At 63.2% G+C, this 17,307-nt stretch carries 13 protein-coding genes and 1 pseudogene; 9 read left to right on the top strand and 5 right to left on the bottom strand.

Features of this window, described 5'->3' with window-relative positions:
• Positions 1-28 precede the first annotated feature (28 nt).
• The 3 genes from XH90_RS23115 to XH90_RS23105 form a co-directional block, all read right to left on the bottom strand.
• Positions 29-1,015 (bottom strand): helix-turn-helix domain-containing protein, encoded by a 987-nt coding sequence (locus XH90_RS23115; RefSeq protein ID WP_194476626.1) that lies wholly within the window; start codon positions 1,013-1,015, stop codon positions 29-31.
• A gap of 200 nt (positions 1,016-1,215) precedes the next feature.
• Positions 1,216-1,923 carry a hypothetical protein gene (locus XH90_RS23110; protein WP_194476625.1) on the bottom strand — a complete coding sequence of 236 codons (708 nt, stop codon included), beginning with the start codon at positions 1,921-1,923 and terminating at the stop codon, positions 1,216-1,218.
• A gap of 118 nt (positions 1,924-2,041) precedes the next feature.
• Positions 2,042-4,879 (bottom strand): winged helix-turn-helix domain-containing protein, encoded by a 2,838-nt coding sequence (locus XH90_RS23105; RefSeq protein WP_194476624.1) that lies wholly within the window; start codon positions 4,877-4,879, stop codon positions 2,042-2,044.
• A gap of 341 nt (positions 4,880-5,220) precedes the next feature.
• Between XH90_RS23105 and XH90_RS23100 the strand changes: the two genes are divergently transcribed.
• The 6 genes from XH90_RS23100 (at position 5,221) to XH90_RS23075 (ending at position 9,685) form a co-directional block, all read left to right on the top strand.
• Entirely contained in the window at positions 5,221-5,892 is a 672-nt protein-coding gene (locus XH90_RS23100) for a sensor histidine kinase (protein WP_194476623.1), read from the top strand.
• Positions 5,893-5,939: 47 nt separating this feature from the next.
• Complete coding sequence (locus tag XH90_RS23095) at positions 5,940-6,629, top strand: VOC family protein (RefSeq protein ID WP_194476622.1); 690 nt, start codon at positions 5,940-5,942, stop codon at positions 6,627-6,629.
• Positions 6,630-6,884: 255 nt separating this feature from the next.
• A complete protein-coding gene (locus XH90_RS23090; protein ID WP_194476621.1) occupies positions 6,885-8,198 on the top strand; it encodes an epoxide hydrolase family protein in 1,314 nt (437 codons plus the stop codon).
• A gap of 147 nt (positions 8,199-8,345) precedes the next feature.
• The gene (locus XH90_RS23085) at positions 8,346-8,768 is read left to right on the top strand and encodes an OsmC family protein (protein WP_194476620.1); all 423 of its coding nucleotides are present in this window, start codon (positions 8,346-8,348) and stop codon (positions 8,766-8,768) included.
• Between the two features lie 105 nt (positions 8,769-8,873).
• Positions 8,874-9,389: a peptide-methionine (S)-S-oxide reductase MsrA gene (gene msrA / locus XH90_RS23080; protein ID WP_194476619.1), complete on the top strand. Its 516-nt coding sequence runs from the start codon at positions 8,874-8,876 to the stop codon at positions 9,387-9,389.
• 2 nt (positions 9,390-9,391) lie between these two features.
• Positions 9,392-9,685: a DUF1330 domain-containing protein gene (locus XH90_RS23075; RefSeq protein ID WP_194476618.1), complete on the top strand. Its 294-nt coding sequence runs from the start codon at positions 9,392-9,394 to the stop codon at positions 9,683-9,685.
• A 143-nt stretch (positions 9,686-9,828) separates the two neighbouring features.
• On the opposite strand, the gene XH90_RS23070 is transcribed toward XH90_RS23075, so the two are convergent.
• Positions 9,829-10,488 carry a TetR/AcrR family transcriptional regulator gene (locus tag XH90_RS23070; RefSeq protein ID WP_194476617.1) on the bottom strand — a complete coding sequence of 220 codons (660 nt, stop codon included), beginning with the start codon at positions 10,486-10,488 and terminating at the stop codon, positions 9,829-9,831.
• A 258-nt stretch (positions 10,489-10,746) separates the two neighbouring features.
• Here XH90_RS23070 and XH90_RS23065 point away from each other — a divergent pair, with 258 nt between their 5' ends.
• From XH90_RS23065 to XH90_RS23055, 3 genes and pseudogenes are all read left to right on the top strand, one after another.
• The gene (locus XH90_RS23065) at positions 10,747-11,772 is read left to right on the top strand and encodes an HlyD family secretion protein (RefSeq protein ID WP_246755567.1); all 1,026 of its coding nucleotides are present in this window, start codon (positions 10,747-10,749) and stop codon (positions 11,770-11,772) included.
• Positions 11,769-12,995: pseudogene (locus tag XH90_RS23060) on the top strand (MFS transporter); the annotation flags it as partial. The gene XH90_RS23065 and the pseudogene XH90_RS23060, both read left to right, overlap by 4 nt.
• Positions 12,996-13,358: 363 nt before the next feature.
• The gene (locus XH90_RS23055) at positions 13,359-14,297 is read left to right on the top strand and encodes an aldo/keto reductase (RefSeq protein WP_194482780.1); all 939 of its coding nucleotides are present in this window, start codon (positions 13,359-13,361) and stop codon (positions 14,295-14,297) included.
• Between the two features lie 62 nt (positions 14,298-14,359).
• Here XH90_RS23055 and XH90_RS23050 read toward each other — a convergent pair whose 3' ends face one another.
• A complete protein-coding gene (locus XH90_RS23050) occupies positions 14,360-17,203 on the bottom strand; it encodes a winged helix-turn-helix domain-containing protein (protein ID WP_194476615.1) in 2,844 nt (947 codons plus the stop codon).
• Between the last annotated feature and the right edge of the window lie 104 nt (positions 17,204-17,307).

Raw genomic sequence — 17,307 nt, 5'->3', positions numbered from 1 at the left:
TACGCCAAGAAGGTTGTCGCCAGCCTTGTCATGCGGCGGTGCTCACGATGTGATCCCGATCCCATGATGGACGTCGTCGTGAGAGCACTTCAACGTCAGGCCGGTGGCCCTTGGAGGCCGCGCGCCAGCGCGCCGGGGTCTCGCCGCTGATGCGCTTGAACACGGTCGAAAAATGCGCCTGCGTGCTGAAGCCGACTGCAAGGGCGATTTCGGCCAATGGTCTCTCGGTCGTCGTCAGCATCGACTTCGCCTGCTCGATGCGATGATTGAGCAGATATTCACGGGGGCGATAGCCCGTCGCTGCACGGAATTGCGCGGCGAAATGCATTCTCGAGAGGCCGGCGACATTGGCGAGTTCGGACAGGCTGATGCCGCGTTCGAAATGGGCCGCAATATGGTGCTCGACGCGCCGCAGCCGCCATTTCGGCAGGGCATTGACCTTGGCGCGCGGCAATTCGGGGCGGGCCAGATGCATCGCGAGAATCTCGCCGATGCAACGGGCAAATTGGTGGCCTGCGGCATCGCCCTGCTCGGCGAGAGCCCTGGTCAGTCCGGCAGCGAGCGGATCGCGCAGCAAAACGAGGTCGTCGAGCTCCTCGGCTGCATCCGGCGACCATCGCGCAGGGAAATGGTCGGCGGATATATGGAAGTGCAGGAAGTCACACGGTCCCTCGAATTGCGCGCTCAGTCGTCGCGACGGCGCACTGACATAGAGCGTGCCTGACGGCATCGTGCCGTCGAAAATGATCTGGCGTTCCCTGGTCAGTTTGGCCCGCGTGGTCTTCAGTGCGATGCCGACGAAATACCGGCCATCGGGAGTCGTTGCTTCGTGCCGCTTGGCGTCCCGCGAAGCTTCCCAGCGCGAGATCGTGATGTCCTCAATCGTCGAGCTCGACGCAATCTGGCGCCATTCGACTTCTCGGGCGACCGTCAGACTCGTGTGAGGGATTTCCCGATCCCGCGAACCGGCCGGACAATCAATCCAAGTGTAGGCCGTCTGCGCTTCGGTCAACATTGCTTATCCTCTCTCAGCTTCGCGGTCGTGCTTTTGGCGAGCTGCGAACCCGCGATCTTGGTATGTTGAAAGGTTAGGCCTAAGCAGGTCTGGAAGCTCGTTAGGGGTGATTAGGATCTGTTAGATTCTGTGCGAGTGCGCAGGGTGCGGCGGCCGGTCGCATCGGGTTTGGCTTTAGCCAATATTTCAAGGACATGCCGCTATTCGAAGACGGCGTCGAAGATCTCGACGTCGATCAGCACGGGCTTGGCCATCACGGTGCCGTCGGGCTGCAATGTCAGGGTGCGCCGAAGCGTTGGAACGACGATGCCACCGAAGAAATCGTGGGCCCACGAATAATGCGCGACCCGTGCGCCCAGGAGATCGTGATCGGTGCGTCGCTGCAAAGCACTAGCATCGAAGTAGAACACTTGCTCGGACGCAAGGTTGATCAGGCTCGACGGGAATTGCGCGCGAAGGCGGCGCCATGTCTCATTGTTCTCCTGCCAGGGCGGCAGCTCCTCCACCACGACGTCAGGACGGGCGAGGAGGAACGGGGTGGTGAGATAGTTCCAGATCTGGACGCCGCAGAAGAACACCAGATGCAGTTCGTCCGCGAGCGCGTGCGTGCCGTTGGTCGGAAAGGCGAGGCTCGGGTTGCGCCAGGTCCGAAGCACCTGTCCGTCCAGGCTTTCGATCGTGATCGCGTCGGGCGCGAACGCGCCGGACTGCTCGCCGCCGGTGATCCCGGTGAAGCGGACCGATTGTGTGCGCGTCGATCCCTCCGCGGTCACGTCCTTGAATTCCCTGGCATGTCCCGCGTCGGAAAACAGGGCCCCCCCAACGGAAAGATGCAGCGTGAACCGGCTCAAGCTGTTCCAGCGGACCAGGCCTCCGCAGGCGTCGATCGCATCGTCAAGAAGTGCCATGTCTCACTGCTTCCACCATGAATTGTCTGCACCATGGCGGGACGGGTGCGGCTTGGCGTGTTAGAAGTTGTTAGGAGTTGCAAGAGCGCAATCGGGCGGTATCCTGTTGAAGATGCTCCTAATTCAGGACGCTCAGCAGTGCCTTCGCGGCGATCAGGTCACGGCTCGACAGGCCTTCGTGATACTGCGCAACCAGTGGCGCGAGCAGGGCCTGCGCGTCGCGCTTTCGTCCGGCCTGCTGCCAGATGCGAACGAGGCTCATCGCCCCCCGCAACTCCCAGCCGCGCGCGCCTTGCCGGCGCGACAAGGCCAGCGATTGCTGGAGCCAGGTCTCTGCCTCGGTCGTCCTGGCGGACTGGACCAGGATGTCGGCCTTGACCCGCAGCATTTCCGGCATGTCGAAGGATTCGCCGTGGTCGCCGATCTGGGCGATCGCTTCATCGATCGTGCGCAAGGCCTCGCCGGCCTGGTTCTGGGCCGCCAACCCCTCCGCGAGCGCCGTCGCAAACACGGTCGTCATGATTCTGTGCCGAGTGGCGTACAAGGTCGCCTGGCTGCGGCGCAGATGCTCGATGCCGCCGGCGATGTCCCCGCGGCGGAGCAGGAGCTCGCCCTTCTGGCCGATACCGACCGCGTGATAGGGGCCGAGGAAGTGCCGTGCGGCGTGGTCGATCAGCCGCTCGATCAGGCTTTCTGCGCTGGTCCAGTCGCCGACCCATAGAAACACGTAGATCGTCCAGATCAGGGCGATCCCGAGCGTCAAAGGTTGCTCGAGCTGCTCGGCCTCTCTCACGGTGTATCTCGCCGCCTCGATGGCACGATCGGGCCGGCCGCTGAGCCAGAGCCCGCGCGCCAGGGCGACCAGCGCGACGATGCGGTCGTCATAGCCGAGATGGCCGATATTGAGCCGTTGTGAGCCCGGATTGTGCACCATCGCGCTCTCGCAGAACTGGACGGCCTTGTCCTGGTTGCCGATCAGATGATGCGCGACGCCGAGCATCCACTCGACGTTCAGCGTGCTGGTCGGGTCGTTCAGTTTCCTGGCGACGCTTTCGCCCTGTACGCCGGTGCCGAGCGCGCCGTGAAAATCTCCGACCCGGGTGAGGTAGATGTGCAGCCCGCGCAACAGCCAGAGTTGCCAGTGCAGGTCGTCGAGGCCCTCGGCCAGATGCAGGCTTCGCGTGAACGCCGACCGTACCCCTTCCGTATTGCCTTGCGTGAACATCACGGAGACGCCGAGAGCCGCCTGCAAGGTCATTTCCTTTCGGCTGTCGATCCCATCGGCGGAGGCAAGCGCCTGCTGGGTCCAGCTATGGCATTCCGTCAGCAAGGTGAGCTCGAGGAAGAACTGCGCGGCCGCCGCCGCAAGGTCTACGCCGACCGCGCGGTCGCCGGCCTCGGAAAAGCTCCAGGTCAGCGCGGCCCGCACATTCGGCAGATGATCGGCATAGGGCAGGAAGCCGCCCGTGCTCTGCATGCCGGTCGATTTGACGGAGATGTCGTGCAGGAAGTCGCGGAAATAATCAGCGTGGGCGCGCGCGACGCGGGCCGATTCGCCGCTCTCGACGAGCTTGTCGCCGACAAAGGCGCGGGTCGTATCGAGCAGGCGGTATCGCAGCCTTCGTTCCGCAGGCGACGTCGCAATCAGGGATTTCGACAGCAGGTTCGAGATCGCTTCGACCGCTTCCGCCTCGTCGATGCCCTGACTTGCGGCGACGGCGAGCGCAGCTTCCAGCGTGAACGGCCCGACGAAGACCGACAGGCCGCGCAAGGTCGCACTCTCGGCCGCGGGCAGGAGGTCGTAGCTCCAGCTCAGCGCCGCGCTGAGTGTCTGGTGCCTGGGAATCGCGGTACGGCGTCCCCGCCACAAGAGCGAGAAACGGCTGTCGAGTAGCGAGGCCGTGCCGGCGATCCCATAAGCGTTGACTCGTCCGGCGGCAAGCTCGATTGCGAGCGCAATCCCGTCGAGGCGCCGGCAGATATCGGCGACGAGAGGTGCGTCCTCCTCGCTGAGTTCGAATTCGCTCAGGCTTTCCGTGATCCGCTCGACGAAAAGCTGGCTTGCCGGATAGGCGAGGACGTCGGCCATGCTCAGTCCGTCGCGTTGCGGCGGACAATCCAGCGGAAACAGCCGGTACACTCGTTCGCCCTCGGTGCGGAAAGACTCGCGGCTGGTGGCGAGAACGTGCAGCGCAGGGGCTTCCCGCACCATGCGCTCTGCCAGCGGAGCGAGATCGTCGATGATATGCTCGCAGCTGTCGAACAGCAGCAGCATCCGACGGCTGCGCAGCGACTGCAGCAGTCCCGGTATCGGATCGCCGGAACTGATCGTCAGGCCGAGAGCCGCCGCGATCGTGCCGGAAACGAGCCGCGGGTCGGTCAACGCGCCAAAATCGACGAAGCAGACCTGGCCCTCGAAGCCCGCTTGCTGGCCATGCGCCACGGCCAGTGCGACCGATGTCTTGCCGATGCCGCCGGGCCCGACGATCGTGACGAACCTATGCAGGGAAAGTTCGGCCGCGATCTTCTCGACGGCGTCATCTCGTCCGATCATCCTGGCGAGCGGAGCGGGAAGCGACTGAAGCGAGGGAGCAACAGCGCTTGTCCTGACTTCCGCGGGTGCGGCGCGGAGCAGCGGTGCCGTGAAGCAATAGCCGCGGCCAGGAACGTTGACGACATAGCGGGCGCCTTCGCCGGCATCGCCCAAGGCCTTGCGCAGCGAGGTGATGTGAAAGCGCAGGCTGCCCTCGTCGACGTTCACGTCGGCCCAGACCCGCTTGACCAACTCTCGCTTGTCGACGACCTCGCCTGCTCGCTCCGCGAGAAAGATCAGGATATCGAGCGCGCGGCCGCCGAGGTGAAGGGGCACGCCGTCCTTCTCAAGCAGCCGCGACCGAGGAAACAGCCGGAAGGCCCCGAAGGAAATGGCTGAGTCCTGGTCGTTATTGTCTGGCACGCGCCATGATTCCAGCGAAAGGAAAGTGCTGCTGTCTTGTTTGATCTACCAGAACGAGACCGTGAGTAAACCTGCCGAAAGCGGCGGAATCGCGCAGCGGGCATGCGATTGGGTCCAAAGGGCACGGTCGAAACGCGACGAATTTTGTTTAAACCCGAATGGCTTGTGCGGAAAGCGCGAAAGTTCGGCAGTGCGCCTCGGAACGGATGCATCGGCCGCGTCGCGCAAGCATCACGCCCATTCGATCATAACAAAATCTTGCAACGTCTAACGAGCGCGCGGCGCGGGTCTGCATCAGTATAGCGCTCGAGTTAGGCCTATTTCCAACGGGGGAGACTATGATGCCCGATATCAGCTCTCGGTCGAACGACGGGGACGTTCGAGCTCACCTCGTCGCCAATCTGGATGACGTCTCGCGGGATTGGGAACTCGTGCTGCGGGAGTCGCACCATCGCATGAAGAACACGCTGACGCTGCTGGGCGCGTCAGTCCGTCGCGACTTCACGCGGGCCGGAGGCCGAGACATGTCGGTTGCGGTGGACCGGCTGGAGCGGCGGATCGTCGCCTTCGGTAGGCTCTATCAGCTGCTGTCCGACAATGATGATCTTGCGGAGATCTCCGTCGAGGCCTTTTTCGAGAACCTGTGTAGTGCGCTCTCCGCGGCGGTGCTGGAGCCGGCGTGCGTCCGGTGCGAGGCCGCGATCGAAAGTGGCACGCTGCCGGCATGGCAGTGCCACCGCCTCGCTCTGATGCTGACGGAGCTGGTCACGAATGCTGCCAAGCATGCCTTTCCGAACAAGAATGGCGCGGTGATCCGCATCGAAATGGCGAACCACGAGGGCTGTTGGTTTTGCACGGTCGCCGACAACGGCGTCGGTGCGACCAGACCCCTTCAGGGGGCCGGCAGCCGGATTCTGGAAGGATTGGCGCGCAGCCTCGGTGCTCGCTTGTTCGGCGATGCGGGGCAGGGCGGCACGCGCATATCCATCACGATGCCGATTGAACCAGCCTAGACACCCGCTTCACTCTCGAACCCGCACGCCAAATCAGGGAGTTCGACATGACCATCATTGAGACAAAGCGCGACGTCGAAACGGAAGTGTCGAAATCGCGTCGAACCGATCTCAAGCTCGAGGTCGTCGTGATCTCCGTATCGGATGTCGACCGAGCCAAGGCATTTTATGCAAAACTCGGCTGGAGACTGGACGCCGATTTCGCTTCCGCCGATGGCTGGCGTGTCATCCAGTTCACACCGCCGGGGTCGACCTGTTCGGTGATTTTCGGCACGAACGTTACATCGGCGGCGCCCGGGTCTGCCCAGGGCCTGTATCTGATCGTCTCCGATCTTGAAGCTGCGCGACAGGATCTGCTCACGCGCGGCGTCAAGGTCAGCGAACCTTTCCACGGCGGCGGCGATGTTCACGCCGGAACGGACGAGCCGTATCTGTTCGGCCGCATCAGGCTCGGCGGTGCTGATCCAGAACGCGGCAGCTACAGTTCGTTTGCCTCCTTCAGGGATCCCGACGGCAACGGATGGTTCTTTCAGGAAGTGACCATGCGACTGCCCGGCCGCATCGACGCGCTGGACGCCACGTTCTCCTCGTCGAGCGAGCTTGCACGCGCGTTGCGGCGCGCGGCAGTGGCGCATGGTGAGCATGAGAAGCGGACCGGCGCGCACGATGAGAACTGGCAGGATTGGTATGCCGACTACATCGTGCGCGAGCAGCTAGGCCAGCCGCTGCCGACCTGATGCGCAGCAATATCTACCAGGCCCGATAGTCGCACGGCGCGCGAGCACTCATCGCGCGCCGTGATGCATTTGCGTACCTCGTGTGCCTCGGCACTCATTGGCCTTGAATGCGGCTGCGACTCGCAACGCCTAACGCGGTCTAACAATCCATAACGAGCAAATTGCGGATGCTTGGGCCAAGGTCGTCACAGGACGAACCGATCCTGGCGATTTCGAATTCGGTCGAGGTCACCAATCAGAACGATGGAGATCCAGATGACGATGCAAGCACGAGCCGACATCCTGAACCCGGATCGCCGCCAATTGTTGAATCAGGCCGCGATGGGCGCCGTTGCCGCTGGTGTCGCGAGCCTGTTGCCGCTGCATCAGGTGAAAGCTGCCGCGAGTGGCGCGATCCGCCCGTTCCATGTCAATGTCGCAGAGGAAGATCTGCTCGATCTGCGCCGCCGACTTGCGGCAACGCGGTGGCCGGATCGCGAGACCGTCGCCGACCAGTCGCAGGGCGTGCAGCTCACGACGGTCCAGCAGCTGGTTCGCTATTGGCAGTCCGACTACGACTGGCGCAGGATGGAGGCGCGGCTGAACGCGCTGCCGCAATTCGTCACCGAGATCGACGGTGTCGACATTCACTTCATTCACGTGCGTTCCGGACACGACAACGCGCTGCCGATGATCGTCACACATGGTTGGCCCGGCTCGATCATCGAGCAGATGAAGATCGTGGGTCCGCTGACGGATCCGACTGCGCACGGCGCGACGGCGGCGGATGCATTCGACCTCGTGATCCCCTCGCTTCCGGGCCACGGCTTCTCCGGCAAGCCGACGGAACTCGGCTGGGATCCGCAGCGTGTCGCGCGGGCCTGGGTCGTGCTCATGAAACGGCTCGGCTACGCCCGTTACGTCGCCCAGGGCGGGGATTGGGGCAATGCAGTCACGGAGCAGATGGCGCTGCTGGCGCCGCCGGAACTGCTCGGCATCCACACCAACATGCCTGCAACCGTCCCTGATGATATCGCCAACGCGCTCCAGCCCGGCGGATCGAAGCCTTCAGGCCTCTCCGCCGACGAGAACTACGCTTACGACCAGCTCGACGATTTCTACAAGCACGGCCTCGGCTACGCGATCGAAATGTCGAACCGGCCACAGACGCTTTATGGCCTGGTGGATTCGCCGGCGGGCCTGGCGTCCTGGATGCTCGATCACGACGCCCGTAGCGCCGCGATGATGGCGCGGGTTTTCGACGGAAGGACCGAAGGCCTGTCGCGCGATGACGTCATCGACAACATCACGCTCTACTGGCTCACCAACACGGCGGTGTCGTCGGCGCGGCTGTACTGGGAGAACAAGCTGGTGTTCTTTGCACCCAAGCACGTGAATATCCCAGTCGCTGTCAGCGTCTTCCCGGATGAGATCTATGCCGCGCCGCGCAGTTGGGCCGAGAAGGCCTATCCCAAGCTGATTCACTACAACCGACTCGAAAAGGGCGGCCACTTCGCGGCCTGGGAGCAGCCGGCATTGTTCTGCGCGGAAATGCGCACCGCGTTCCGACCGCTGCGTCAGTCGATCTGAGGCAGGTGGGGCAGACGCATCCCGCCCTTCAAAAGACACTTCAATGGCGCAAATCTTGGATCGTCCCTGGTAGCGCCAGCGGGGCCGCTTCCCATCGTGGGCAGGAGCGCCGCTGGACGACTCCAAATCAAGGCAAGGAGAAACAACATGATCCGCAAGGCGAAAGCAGTTTGGCAGGGCACCGGCCGCGACGGCACAGGCCATCTATCGAGTGAGTCCGGCGTGCTCTCCGACACGCCATACTCCTTCAAGACCCGCTTCGAGAATGAGAAGGGCACCAATCCCGAGGAATTGATCGCAGCGGCCCACGCGGGCTGCTTTACGATGGCGCTGGCCTTCGGTCTTCAACTCGCGGGCTTCACGCCGACGGAGCTGACCACCGAGGCCGCAGTGAGCCTCGATCCAGAAGGCAAGGGATTCAAGATCAGCAAGTCCGCACTGACCTTGCGCGCCAAGGTGCCGAACCTCGACGATGCCGGCTTTGCCCGTATCGCGGGCGAAGCCGAGAAGAATTGCCCGGTGTCGAAGGTGCTGAACGCGACGATCACACTCGACGCCAAGTTGATCTGAGCCGGCGCCGGGAGCTGTTGCAAGGCTCATTCCCGGGACTTGCCAGCATCAGTCCGATGAAGGCAAAGTCCTGGGCGAGACGGCGGAGCAGAAGGGATACATCACATGACGACAGAGCGCGCGGTTTTGGCTGGAGGGTGCTTCTGGGGCATGCAGGATCTCATCCGCAAGCAGCCAGGCGTGATCGCCACGCGGGTCGGCTATACCGGTGGCCGGGTGAAGAACGCGACCTATCGCAATCACGAAGGTCACGCCGAAGCAATCGAGATCATGTTCGATCCCGCCAAGACCAGCTTCCGGACCATGCTGGAGTTCTTCTTCCAGATCCACGATCCCACCACGCTCAATCGCCAGGGCAATGATCTGGGGACGAGCTATCGCTCGGCGATCTTCTACACGTCGGACGAGCAGAAGCGCATCGCCGAGGACACCGTTGCCGATGTCGAGGCATCGGGTCTGTGGCCCGGCAAGGTGGTGACCGAAGTCACGCCAGTCGGCGAGTTCTGGGAGGCCGAGCTGGAGCATCAGGATTATCTCGAGCGCTATCCTGCCGGCTACACCTGTCATTTCATTCGACCGGACTGGAAGCTGCCACGACGTGCGACTGTTGCGGGAGGCTAGCGATGGCGAGAGGATACTGGATCACGTTCTATCGCTCGATTTCAGATTCAGAGGCGCTCGCGGCATACGCAAAGCTCGCGGGGCCGGCGATCACCGCCCATGGTGGTCGTTTCCTCGCTCGCGGCATTGCCGCGAAGACCTACGAGCAGGGCATTGACCAGCGCGCGACGGTGACCGAGTTCGACAACCTCGCACTCGCCGTGGGCGCGCACGACAGCCCGGCCTATGCGGAGGCGCTTCGGGCGCTCGGCAATGCGTGCGAGCGTGACGTTCGGATCATCGAAGGATTGGAATGAGGGCCGGCGGCGAAATGCGCTGGTCCCGGGTTTGAAGGCGATCGCTAGACTCTAACGAGAGCGGGCGGAAATGTGCAAGCCATCCTTGTCGCTTTGCCGGCAGCGCTGGCTGCCAACTGGTTCGCCTGATGAAGCCTTCGATCTCAGACGGGAGTCGCGTCCCGGTGCGCTTCCGGCCGGCATCCGCAGATCACGTCAACCGCCTTCCGGGCGAGCTCTCGCAACTCGGCGCGACGAGCGCCGGCACGTGCGCGAATGGCAATCGTCTGCATTGTGGCGGCGGCAAGGATCGCAAGCGCAGCGGGGTCGGCGTTCGATTTCAGTTCTCCCTCGTCCCGTGCGCGGCGAAAGCGGGCTTCGAAATCGGCATCGATCGCGCGCAGTCCGGCCGCTACGCTGCTGCGGATCTCCGCATCTTCCGCGACTTCGGTCACTGCAGTTCCGACCACGAAGCAGCCACGAGCGGTTCCTTTCCCGGAAAAATAGATCGAAAGGGCTGCCTCATAGGCCAACATCAAGGCTTCATCCAGGGGATGGTTCCCTGCAAGGGCCTCCCGCGTGGCGGCCAGACTCGTCTCCCAATAGCGCGCGAGCGCTTCGAGATAGAGCGCGTGCTTGTTGCCGAACACCGCGTACAGGCTTGGTGGGCTCATGCCGGTCGCGACGGCGATCCTGTCGAGAGATGTGCCGGAATAGCCAGCCCTCCAGAACGTTTCCGTGGCCCGTTTGAGGGCCGTCTCCGCGTCGTAGGCCGGCGGCCGTCCGCGGCGCGCCGGGCCCGTCTCGTTCTTCTTCCGTGCCATGTCGCCAAGATCCTGGTTCCAGCGCTCTACACATATATTTGTATGGATCGTTATAAAAATCAATAGGGCGGTCTTGATCGCTGCGTGACGGTGAAATATTTGTAACGAGCGTTATTAAAAGATATAAGGACGAGGACGATGGGTCTGAACATTGCGCCAATCGCCGGCTGGTTGTGCGATCTCGGGAGCTTCCGCGGACGCGAAGTTTCCGCAACGTTTCCCGGGACTGATCTTTCCAGGCGGCTGCGCCGCCCCTTGATGTTGGTCCTGCCGGCCGCGGCTGCCCTGTTCGGCGCCTTCATGTATCTTGCGCAGGGACGCTATATTTCGACCGACGACGCATTCGTCCGAGCCGCGAAAGTGACCATCAACGCACGGGTGTCCGGCCAGGCGGTTGAGATCGCCGTGCGCGACAATCAACGCGTTCGCCAAGGACAGATTTTGTTCCGAATAGATCCGGAGCCTTATCAGATTGCCGTCGATCAGGCCGAAGCCCGGCTCGGCAGCGCGCGGCTCCAGATCGAATCCCTCAAGGCAACTTACCGCCAGCAGCAGGCCGAATTGCAATCGGCGAGGGATACAGCTGCTTTCGACGAGCGCGAGTTCGACCGCAAGAAAATGCTGGTTGCCTCCGACTTCACGCCGCGCGCGGTCTATGAGCGGGCTGAGACCGATCTCAAGGTCGCGCGTCAGCGCACGGCTTCGATCGAACAGCAGATTGCCAACACGGTCGTCGCGCTCAACGGCGATCCTGATATTGACATCGATCGTCACCCGACGGTCCGTGCGGCGAAGGCACAATTCGACCGCGCGCGCCTCGATCTCTCCTATGCCACCGTGAGGGCACCCGACGATGGCGTGGTAACGAAGGTCGATGACCTGCAGGTCGGCGCGTTCGTCGCCGCGGGGGCGCCCACGTTCTCGCTGATGTCGAGCAGGGACATCTGGATCGAAGCAAATTTCCGTGAGACAGGCCTGACCCACATGCGTCCGGGCCAGGAAGCGGTGATCGACGTCGACGCTTATCCGGACCGCAAGTTCAAGGCTCACATCGTCAGTATGAGTCCCGGCACTGGGTCGGACTTCTCGGTGCTGCCGCCCGAGAACGCGACCGGCAATTGGGTCAAGGTCGTCCAGAGGGTGCCGGTCCGCCTCGAACTCGATGATCCCGATCCGACCCGGCCACTGTTCTCGGGCATCAGCGTGACCGCGCGTGTCGACACGGGCCATCGCCAAAGCTCGCTGCATCTGCTCCAGCCCGCGCGCGCAATGGAGGTCAAATGAGCACGCTCCATCCATCGCGCGCTGCGGTCGGCGGTCACCCCACAATCACCGCGGCGGCGCTTTTGGCGACATACATGCAAGCGGTCAACATTTCCGTGCCGAACGCCGCGCTGCCGCACATCCAGGCGACGCTCTCGATGGCGAACGACGAGGTTGGCTGGGTGTTCTCCTCCTATATCGCGGCAAGCGCCGTCAGCATGTCGATCACACAATGGCTCGCGGCGCGCTATGGCAGAAGGACCATCTATCAGACTGCTCTCGCCATCTTCGCGCTCGGCCTCGTGCTCGACACGCTGGCAACAACGTCGATCCAGTTAGTGCTGGCCAGGATTGTTCAGGGCGCAGCGAGCGGACCGCTCGCACCGCTGTCGCTGGCGATCCTGCTCGAGGTGACACCCGCCGCCCGGCATGCGCGCATGAGCCTGGCGTGGACCGTTTGCTCCCTGCTTGGCATCAGCACTGGTCCCGCCATCGGCGGGTGGTTCGCCGAATATTATGGCTGGCCGTCGATCTTCTATTTCAGCCTGCCGATGGTGGCATTCATCTTTCCGACGATGAGGTCACTGCTGAGCGAGAAGCGCGCAGAGCGAAGCAAGCCCTTCGACTTCTTCGGCCTTGTGACTTTCTCCGTCGGGATGATCGGACTGCAGATGCTGCTGGATCGCGGAGAGCGCCTCGAATGGTTCGCCTCTACGGAGAGTTGGGTCGAAGCAGGCGCCTCTGTCCTGGGATTCTATCTCTTCATCGTGCACGTGATGACGACAAGAGAGCATTTCCTGCGCACGGTCCTGTTCAGGGATCGCAACCTCATCCTTTCGACGGTGATCTCCTTCGCGCTGGGTTTCGTCCTGCTGCCGACGTTGGCCCTGACGTCCCCAATGCTGGAGGAGTTGCTCAACTACCCGGTCGACACCACCGGTTACATGACGATCCCGCGCGGCATGGCGCTGGTCGGAGCGCTGGTGCTGACGAGTCTCGTTCCGGCGCAGGTCGATTACCGGCCGTTTCTCCTGGGGGGAATGGCGCTGGTGGTCTATGCCAATTGGCTGATGCTTGGCTATTCGCCGGCGATGGATTGGCGGCCGGTCGTCGAAGCTGGCTTCCTTCAGGGTGCAGGTCTCGGCATGTTGCTGCCGACGCTCGCCAGGGCCGCGTTCGGAACTCTGGATACGAAGCTTCGCCCGGAAGGCAGCGCTCTGATCAGCCTGTCGCGGCTCTATGGCAGCACCATCGGAATCGCCGTGGTCCAGCTGTTCTTCTATGCCAACACACAGGCGATGCACATCGCGCTCGCCAAGCACCTTACGCCGCTGCGTGTGGCGGCGAATACGGTGGGTTCGATCGGCAAGCCGGGCCTTGCCGCCCTCAATGGCATGGTCACGCGCCAGGCGGCCACCATTGCCGTCATCGATCAGTTCGAGATCCTGATGTTCGCCATGCTCGTCGTGATGCCGCTCGTCTTCTTTCTGCGCAGGCCACGGCCCTCCGGTAAATCGCGGCGGCGGGCAGATCACATCGCATCTTCAGTTTCGATCATTTGGTCCTGCGATCGTGCGGGAGCCAAGGACAAGCAAAGGAGTCTCGACATGATTGCATCCGATTCCCTTCGTTACACGAGAGTTCCCACCTATGGCTCCGGATCGATCCCCGCCGTGGGCTTTGGCACGCTCATTCCGGATTCGGTCGTGACCAGGCAGGCCACAAAGGCTGCCTTGGAGGCGGGATTTCGCCATCTCGATTGCGCAGAGCGTTACCGCAACGAAGAGGCGGTCGGTGATGCGATTCACGAGGCGTTCGGGGCGGGGACGCTTCAGCGTCGGGACCTGTTCGTTACAACGAAGTTATGGAACACCAACCATCGGCCGGAGAGGGTGAAACCCGCCTTCGACGCGAGCCGCAGGCGGCTGAAACTCGACGACATCGACTGCTACATCATCCATACGCCCTTTGCCTTTCAACCCGGCGACGAGCAGGACCCGAGGGACGAGCGTGGGCGGGTCATCTATGATTCAGGAGTGACGTTGGCAGAGACATGGCAGGCACTGGAGCGGCTCGTCGACGAGGGCCACTGCAGGTCGATCGGCCTTTCGGATATCACTTTGGAGAAGCTGCGCGAGATCGTTGCGGTCGCGCGGATCAGGCCCGCCATGGTGCAGGTCGAAGCCCATCCCTATCTGCCGGAATGGGAATTACTCGACTTCTGCCGCGAGCACGGAATTGTGCTGCAAGCGTTTGCGGCACTTGGACACGCCATGAAGCCGAACGTCCTGGCCGATCCTGTGATCACAGCTATCGCTGAGCGCCTGCACAAGACGCCGGCTCAGATTGCACTGGCATGGGCCGTCCAACGCGGCTCCGCATTCCTGACCACCTCGACGAATCCGCGGCGCATCCGGGAAAACCTCGATATCTCAGCCCTGCCTGAGGAGGCCATGCAGGAGATACAGCAGCGGATCACGACGAACATCAGGTTCAACTCGGTGGTCGAGACCGGCGTGCCCGGCTTTATTCCGAGAGCCGTATGAACTGAAGGACGTGAGTGCCGGCTTCATTCGGGTCAGAGCCACCGCAGCAAGATGCGCGAGGGTCACGTCCGCAGGTCTGCGATCAGGCCCCGCGCGATCCGCATATCGGCGATGTCGAATCCTTCGGTCAGCGTGCCGCAGACCTTCTCCAGAACGGCGAGTGCGTCTGCGCGCCGACCTTGTCCGATCCCGAGCTGCGCGATGCTGATGGCGCATCGCAGCTGCCAGAAGTCCGCGCCTTGCTGTGTGGCCAGATCCATGGCCTCGCGAAAGCAGGCATCGGCGGTTTCCGATTCCGGGGAGTCTCGCAGCATGAGCTCACCCTTGATGCGCAGCAGCTCGGGCAGATACCAACGTTCCTGCCTGTCGTTGCAACGCGCCAAGGCGCTCTCGATCGTGTCGAAGCCTTGGTGGACCTGGTTGGCCTGTCCGAAACACGCCGCGAGTTCGCCGAGCAGGGGAAGGAAACGCGGCAGGAAGCGCGCATCGCCGGCGCGATTGAGCTCGTCGCGGAGCAGCGGCAGGCCCGTCTCGACGTCCGTGCGCTTCGCAGCGACCAGCGCGTTGAACGCGCGGGCCCACAGCCCCCAGAGCCTGATGGCATGGCGATCGGTATGCTCCAGCAACTCGGTGCCATGGCGCTCGGCGGCATCGTAGTCACCGGCCAGGAAAGCGATCGGGCAGGCGGCTTGTCCGAGCACGCTACAGAAAGTCAGCGCGTGGCCGTTGGCGCGGCCTTCGTGAATGTTCTGCTCGGCGAGTGCGAGGGCCTGATCCGCCTGACCCTGCAGCCACAGGATGCGAGCGCGGAAATACTGCGTCGAAATCCGCAAATCGAGCGGGAAGATCTTCGGCTTCTCGGCCAGCACATGCAGCGACGCATTCACCCGGTCGATCCGAAGGCGCGCCTCGCGCTGGTCTCCGAGATAATGCAGCACGACGGCGGTGAGGCGGTCGGCCAGCATGAGGTCCGTCTTGTCAGGTGAATTCGCCGCGGCTTCGGCGAAACGGTCGGCAAGCGCGCGTGCCTTGCCGAACGCTCCATTGTTGAACTGATCGATGGACAAGCCCCAGAGGGCCCGCAACCGGAAATCCTTGTCATCGAACCTGTCGGCCAGCTCGAGCGTGGCCTCGAGGATCGGGCGAGCTTCGCGCGCCCGTCCTTCGCCATACATCAGCGACCAGCCGAGCGCCGCCAGGAGCTGCATGCGCACCCGGTCGTCGCCTTGGTCGCCGAGCGCGGCAAGCGCCGTCCTGGCGCGCTCGCGACATTCGGAGAACAACGAAAGACGGACCCAGAGCGTGACTGCCACGGCGGTCAGCGCGATGCCGAGCTGGGCATCGCCATCGGGCGAAAAGGCCCAGTCCAGCGCGGCACGCAGATTGTCCAGTTCAGCGCCGTAGGTGCCGAGCCAGTCCGACAAGGGAGAGGAGGTCTCGGCCTCGGCGCGCTCGAACAGGCCGCGGAAATATTCGGCATGCCGCCGCGCGATCCGCTTGCCTTCACCGGCTTCGTTCAGCTTGCCCAGCGCGTAGGTCCGTGTGGTATCCAGCAGGCGATAGCGCAGTGTTCGTGCGCCTGATGGTGCGATCAGCGACTTCGTGACGAGATTGTCGATCGCCTCCATTGTCGCTGCGGCGCTGAGCCCGTCGCCCGAGGCGACGGCGGCAGCGGCCTCCGGCGTGAATGGTCCGACGAACACCGACAGTCTGCGCAAGACGGCGCTCTCGGATGCGGGAAGCAGGTCGTAGCTCCAGTCGAGCGCGGCGCTGAGCGTCTGGTGTCGCGGGATGGCGGTGCGTCGCCCGCGCCATTGCAGCGAAAAGCGGCTGTCGAGGAGGGATGCGGTGCCGGCGATCCCATAGGCGTTGACGCGTCCCGCCGCGAGCTCGATCGCAAGCGCGATGCCGTCGAGGCGGCGGCAGATGTCCGCCACCAGCGGCGCTTCTTCCGCGCTGAGCTGAAACGATCCGGAACTCTGCGCGATCCGTTCGACGAAGAGCTGGGCTGCAGGATAGGCAAGCACCTCGGCCACCGCGAGGTCGTCGCGCACGGGCGGGCAATCGAGCGGAAACAGCCGGAAGATCCGTTCGCCTTCGCTGCGAAAGGATTCGCGGCTGGTTGCCAGCACATGCAATCGCGGTACCTCGCGCACAAGGCGCTCGACCAGCGGTGCAAGGGTCTCCAGCACGTGCTCGCAACTGTCGAAGATCAACAGCGTCGGCTTGGTCTGAAGATGGGTCAGCAGAGCCGGGACCGGGTCTTCTGCGTTGATGGACAGCCCGAGTGTCGCGGCGATGGTGATTGCCGCGAGTTCGGGCCTTCTCACCGGTCCGACGTCGATGAAGAAGACCTGGCCGTCGAAATGGGCAAGACGGCGATGGCCCACGGCCACGGCGACTGCGGTCTTGCCGATCCCGCCGGGGCCGACCACGGTGACGAAGCGATGCTGGACGAGCCCTGTCGAGATCTTGTCGATGACGTCGTCCCGCCCAATCACCCGGGCCAGCGGAGCTGGAAGCGATCGGGGGAGGGGGAGATCAATTGGGGAAGCAGGAGGTGCGGGTGCGGCCTGGGCGAGCGATGCGACGAAGCAATAGCCGCGCCCGGGGACGTTGACCACATAACGAGCCGACTTGCCGGTGTCGCCGAGCGCCTTGCGCAGCGCTGCGATGTGGAAGCGGAGGCTGCCATCGTCGACATTCACGTCGGCCCAGACGCGTTTGACCAGTTCGCGCTTGTCGACGACTTCGCCGGGCCGCTCGGCCAGGAAGATCAGGATGTCGAGCGCGCGGCCGCCGACGTGAAGATGCGCGCCATCCTTCTCGAGGAGGCGGGACTTCGGAAACAGTCGGAATGGCCCAAAAGAAATGGCCGAGTCTTGGTTGTTGTTGTTGTCTGGCACGCGCCATCGCCCCCTCGGCGGGGAGTCAAAATTGTTTGATTTGGTCTACCAGAACGAAGCGTACAGTAAACTGGACGAAAGCAGCAAAGGCGGTGGTCTGGTCG

The sequence above is a fragment of the Bradyrhizobium sp. CCBAU 53338 genome (assembly GCF_015291665.1).
Lineage (GTDB): Bacteria > Pseudomonadota > Alphaproteobacteria > Rhizobiales > Xanthobacteraceae > Bradyrhizobium.
Note: the sequence above shows the minus strand (reverse complement) of the source record. Positions and strands in the feature narration are given on the sequence as shown.

Bases quoted from the DNA above. Each gene is read 5' to 3' on its own strand.
- XH90_RS23115 (WP_194476626.1), bottom strand. From the start codon at position 1,015: ATGTTGACCGAAGCGCAGACGGCCTACACTTGGATTGATTGTCCGGCC.
- XH90_RS23110 (WP_194476625.1), bottom strand. From the start codon at position 1,923: ATGGCACTTCTTGACGATGCGATCGACGCCTGCGGAGGCCTGGTCCGC.
- XH90_RS23100 (WP_194476623.1), top strand. From the start codon at position 5,221: ATGCCCGATATCAGCTCTCGGTCGAACGACGGGGACGTTCGAGCTCAC.
- XH90_RS23095 (WP_194476622.1), top strand. From the start codon at position 5,940: ATGACCATCATTGAGACAAAGCGCGACGTCGAAACGGAAGTGTCGAAA.
- XH90_RS23090 (WP_194476621.1), top strand. From the start codon at position 6,885: ATGACGATGCAAGCACGAGCCGACATCCTGAACCCGGATCGCCGCCAA.
- XH90_RS23085 (WP_194476620.1), top strand. From the start codon at position 8,346: ATGATCCGCAAGGCGAAAGCAGTTTGGCAGGGCACCGGCCGCGACGGC.
- msrA (WP_194476619.1), top strand. From the start codon at position 8,874: ATGACGACAGAGCGCGCGGTTTTGGCTGGAGGGTGCTTCTGGGGCATG.
- XH90_RS23075 (WP_194476618.1), top strand. From the start codon at position 9,392: ATGGCGAGAGGATACTGGATCACGTTCTATCGCTCGATTTCAGATTCA.
- XH90_RS23070 (WP_194476617.1), bottom strand. From the start codon at position 10,488: ATGGCACGGAAGAAGAACGAGACGGGCCCGGCGCGCCGCGGACGGCCG.
- XH90_RS23065 (WP_246755567.1), top strand. From the start codon at position 10,747: ATGTTGGTCCTGCCGGCCGCGGCTGCCCTGTTCGGCGCCTTCATGTAT.
- XH90_RS23055 (WP_194482780.1), top strand. From the start codon at position 13,359: ATGATTGCATCCGATTCCCTTCGTTACACGAGAGTTCCCACCTATGGC.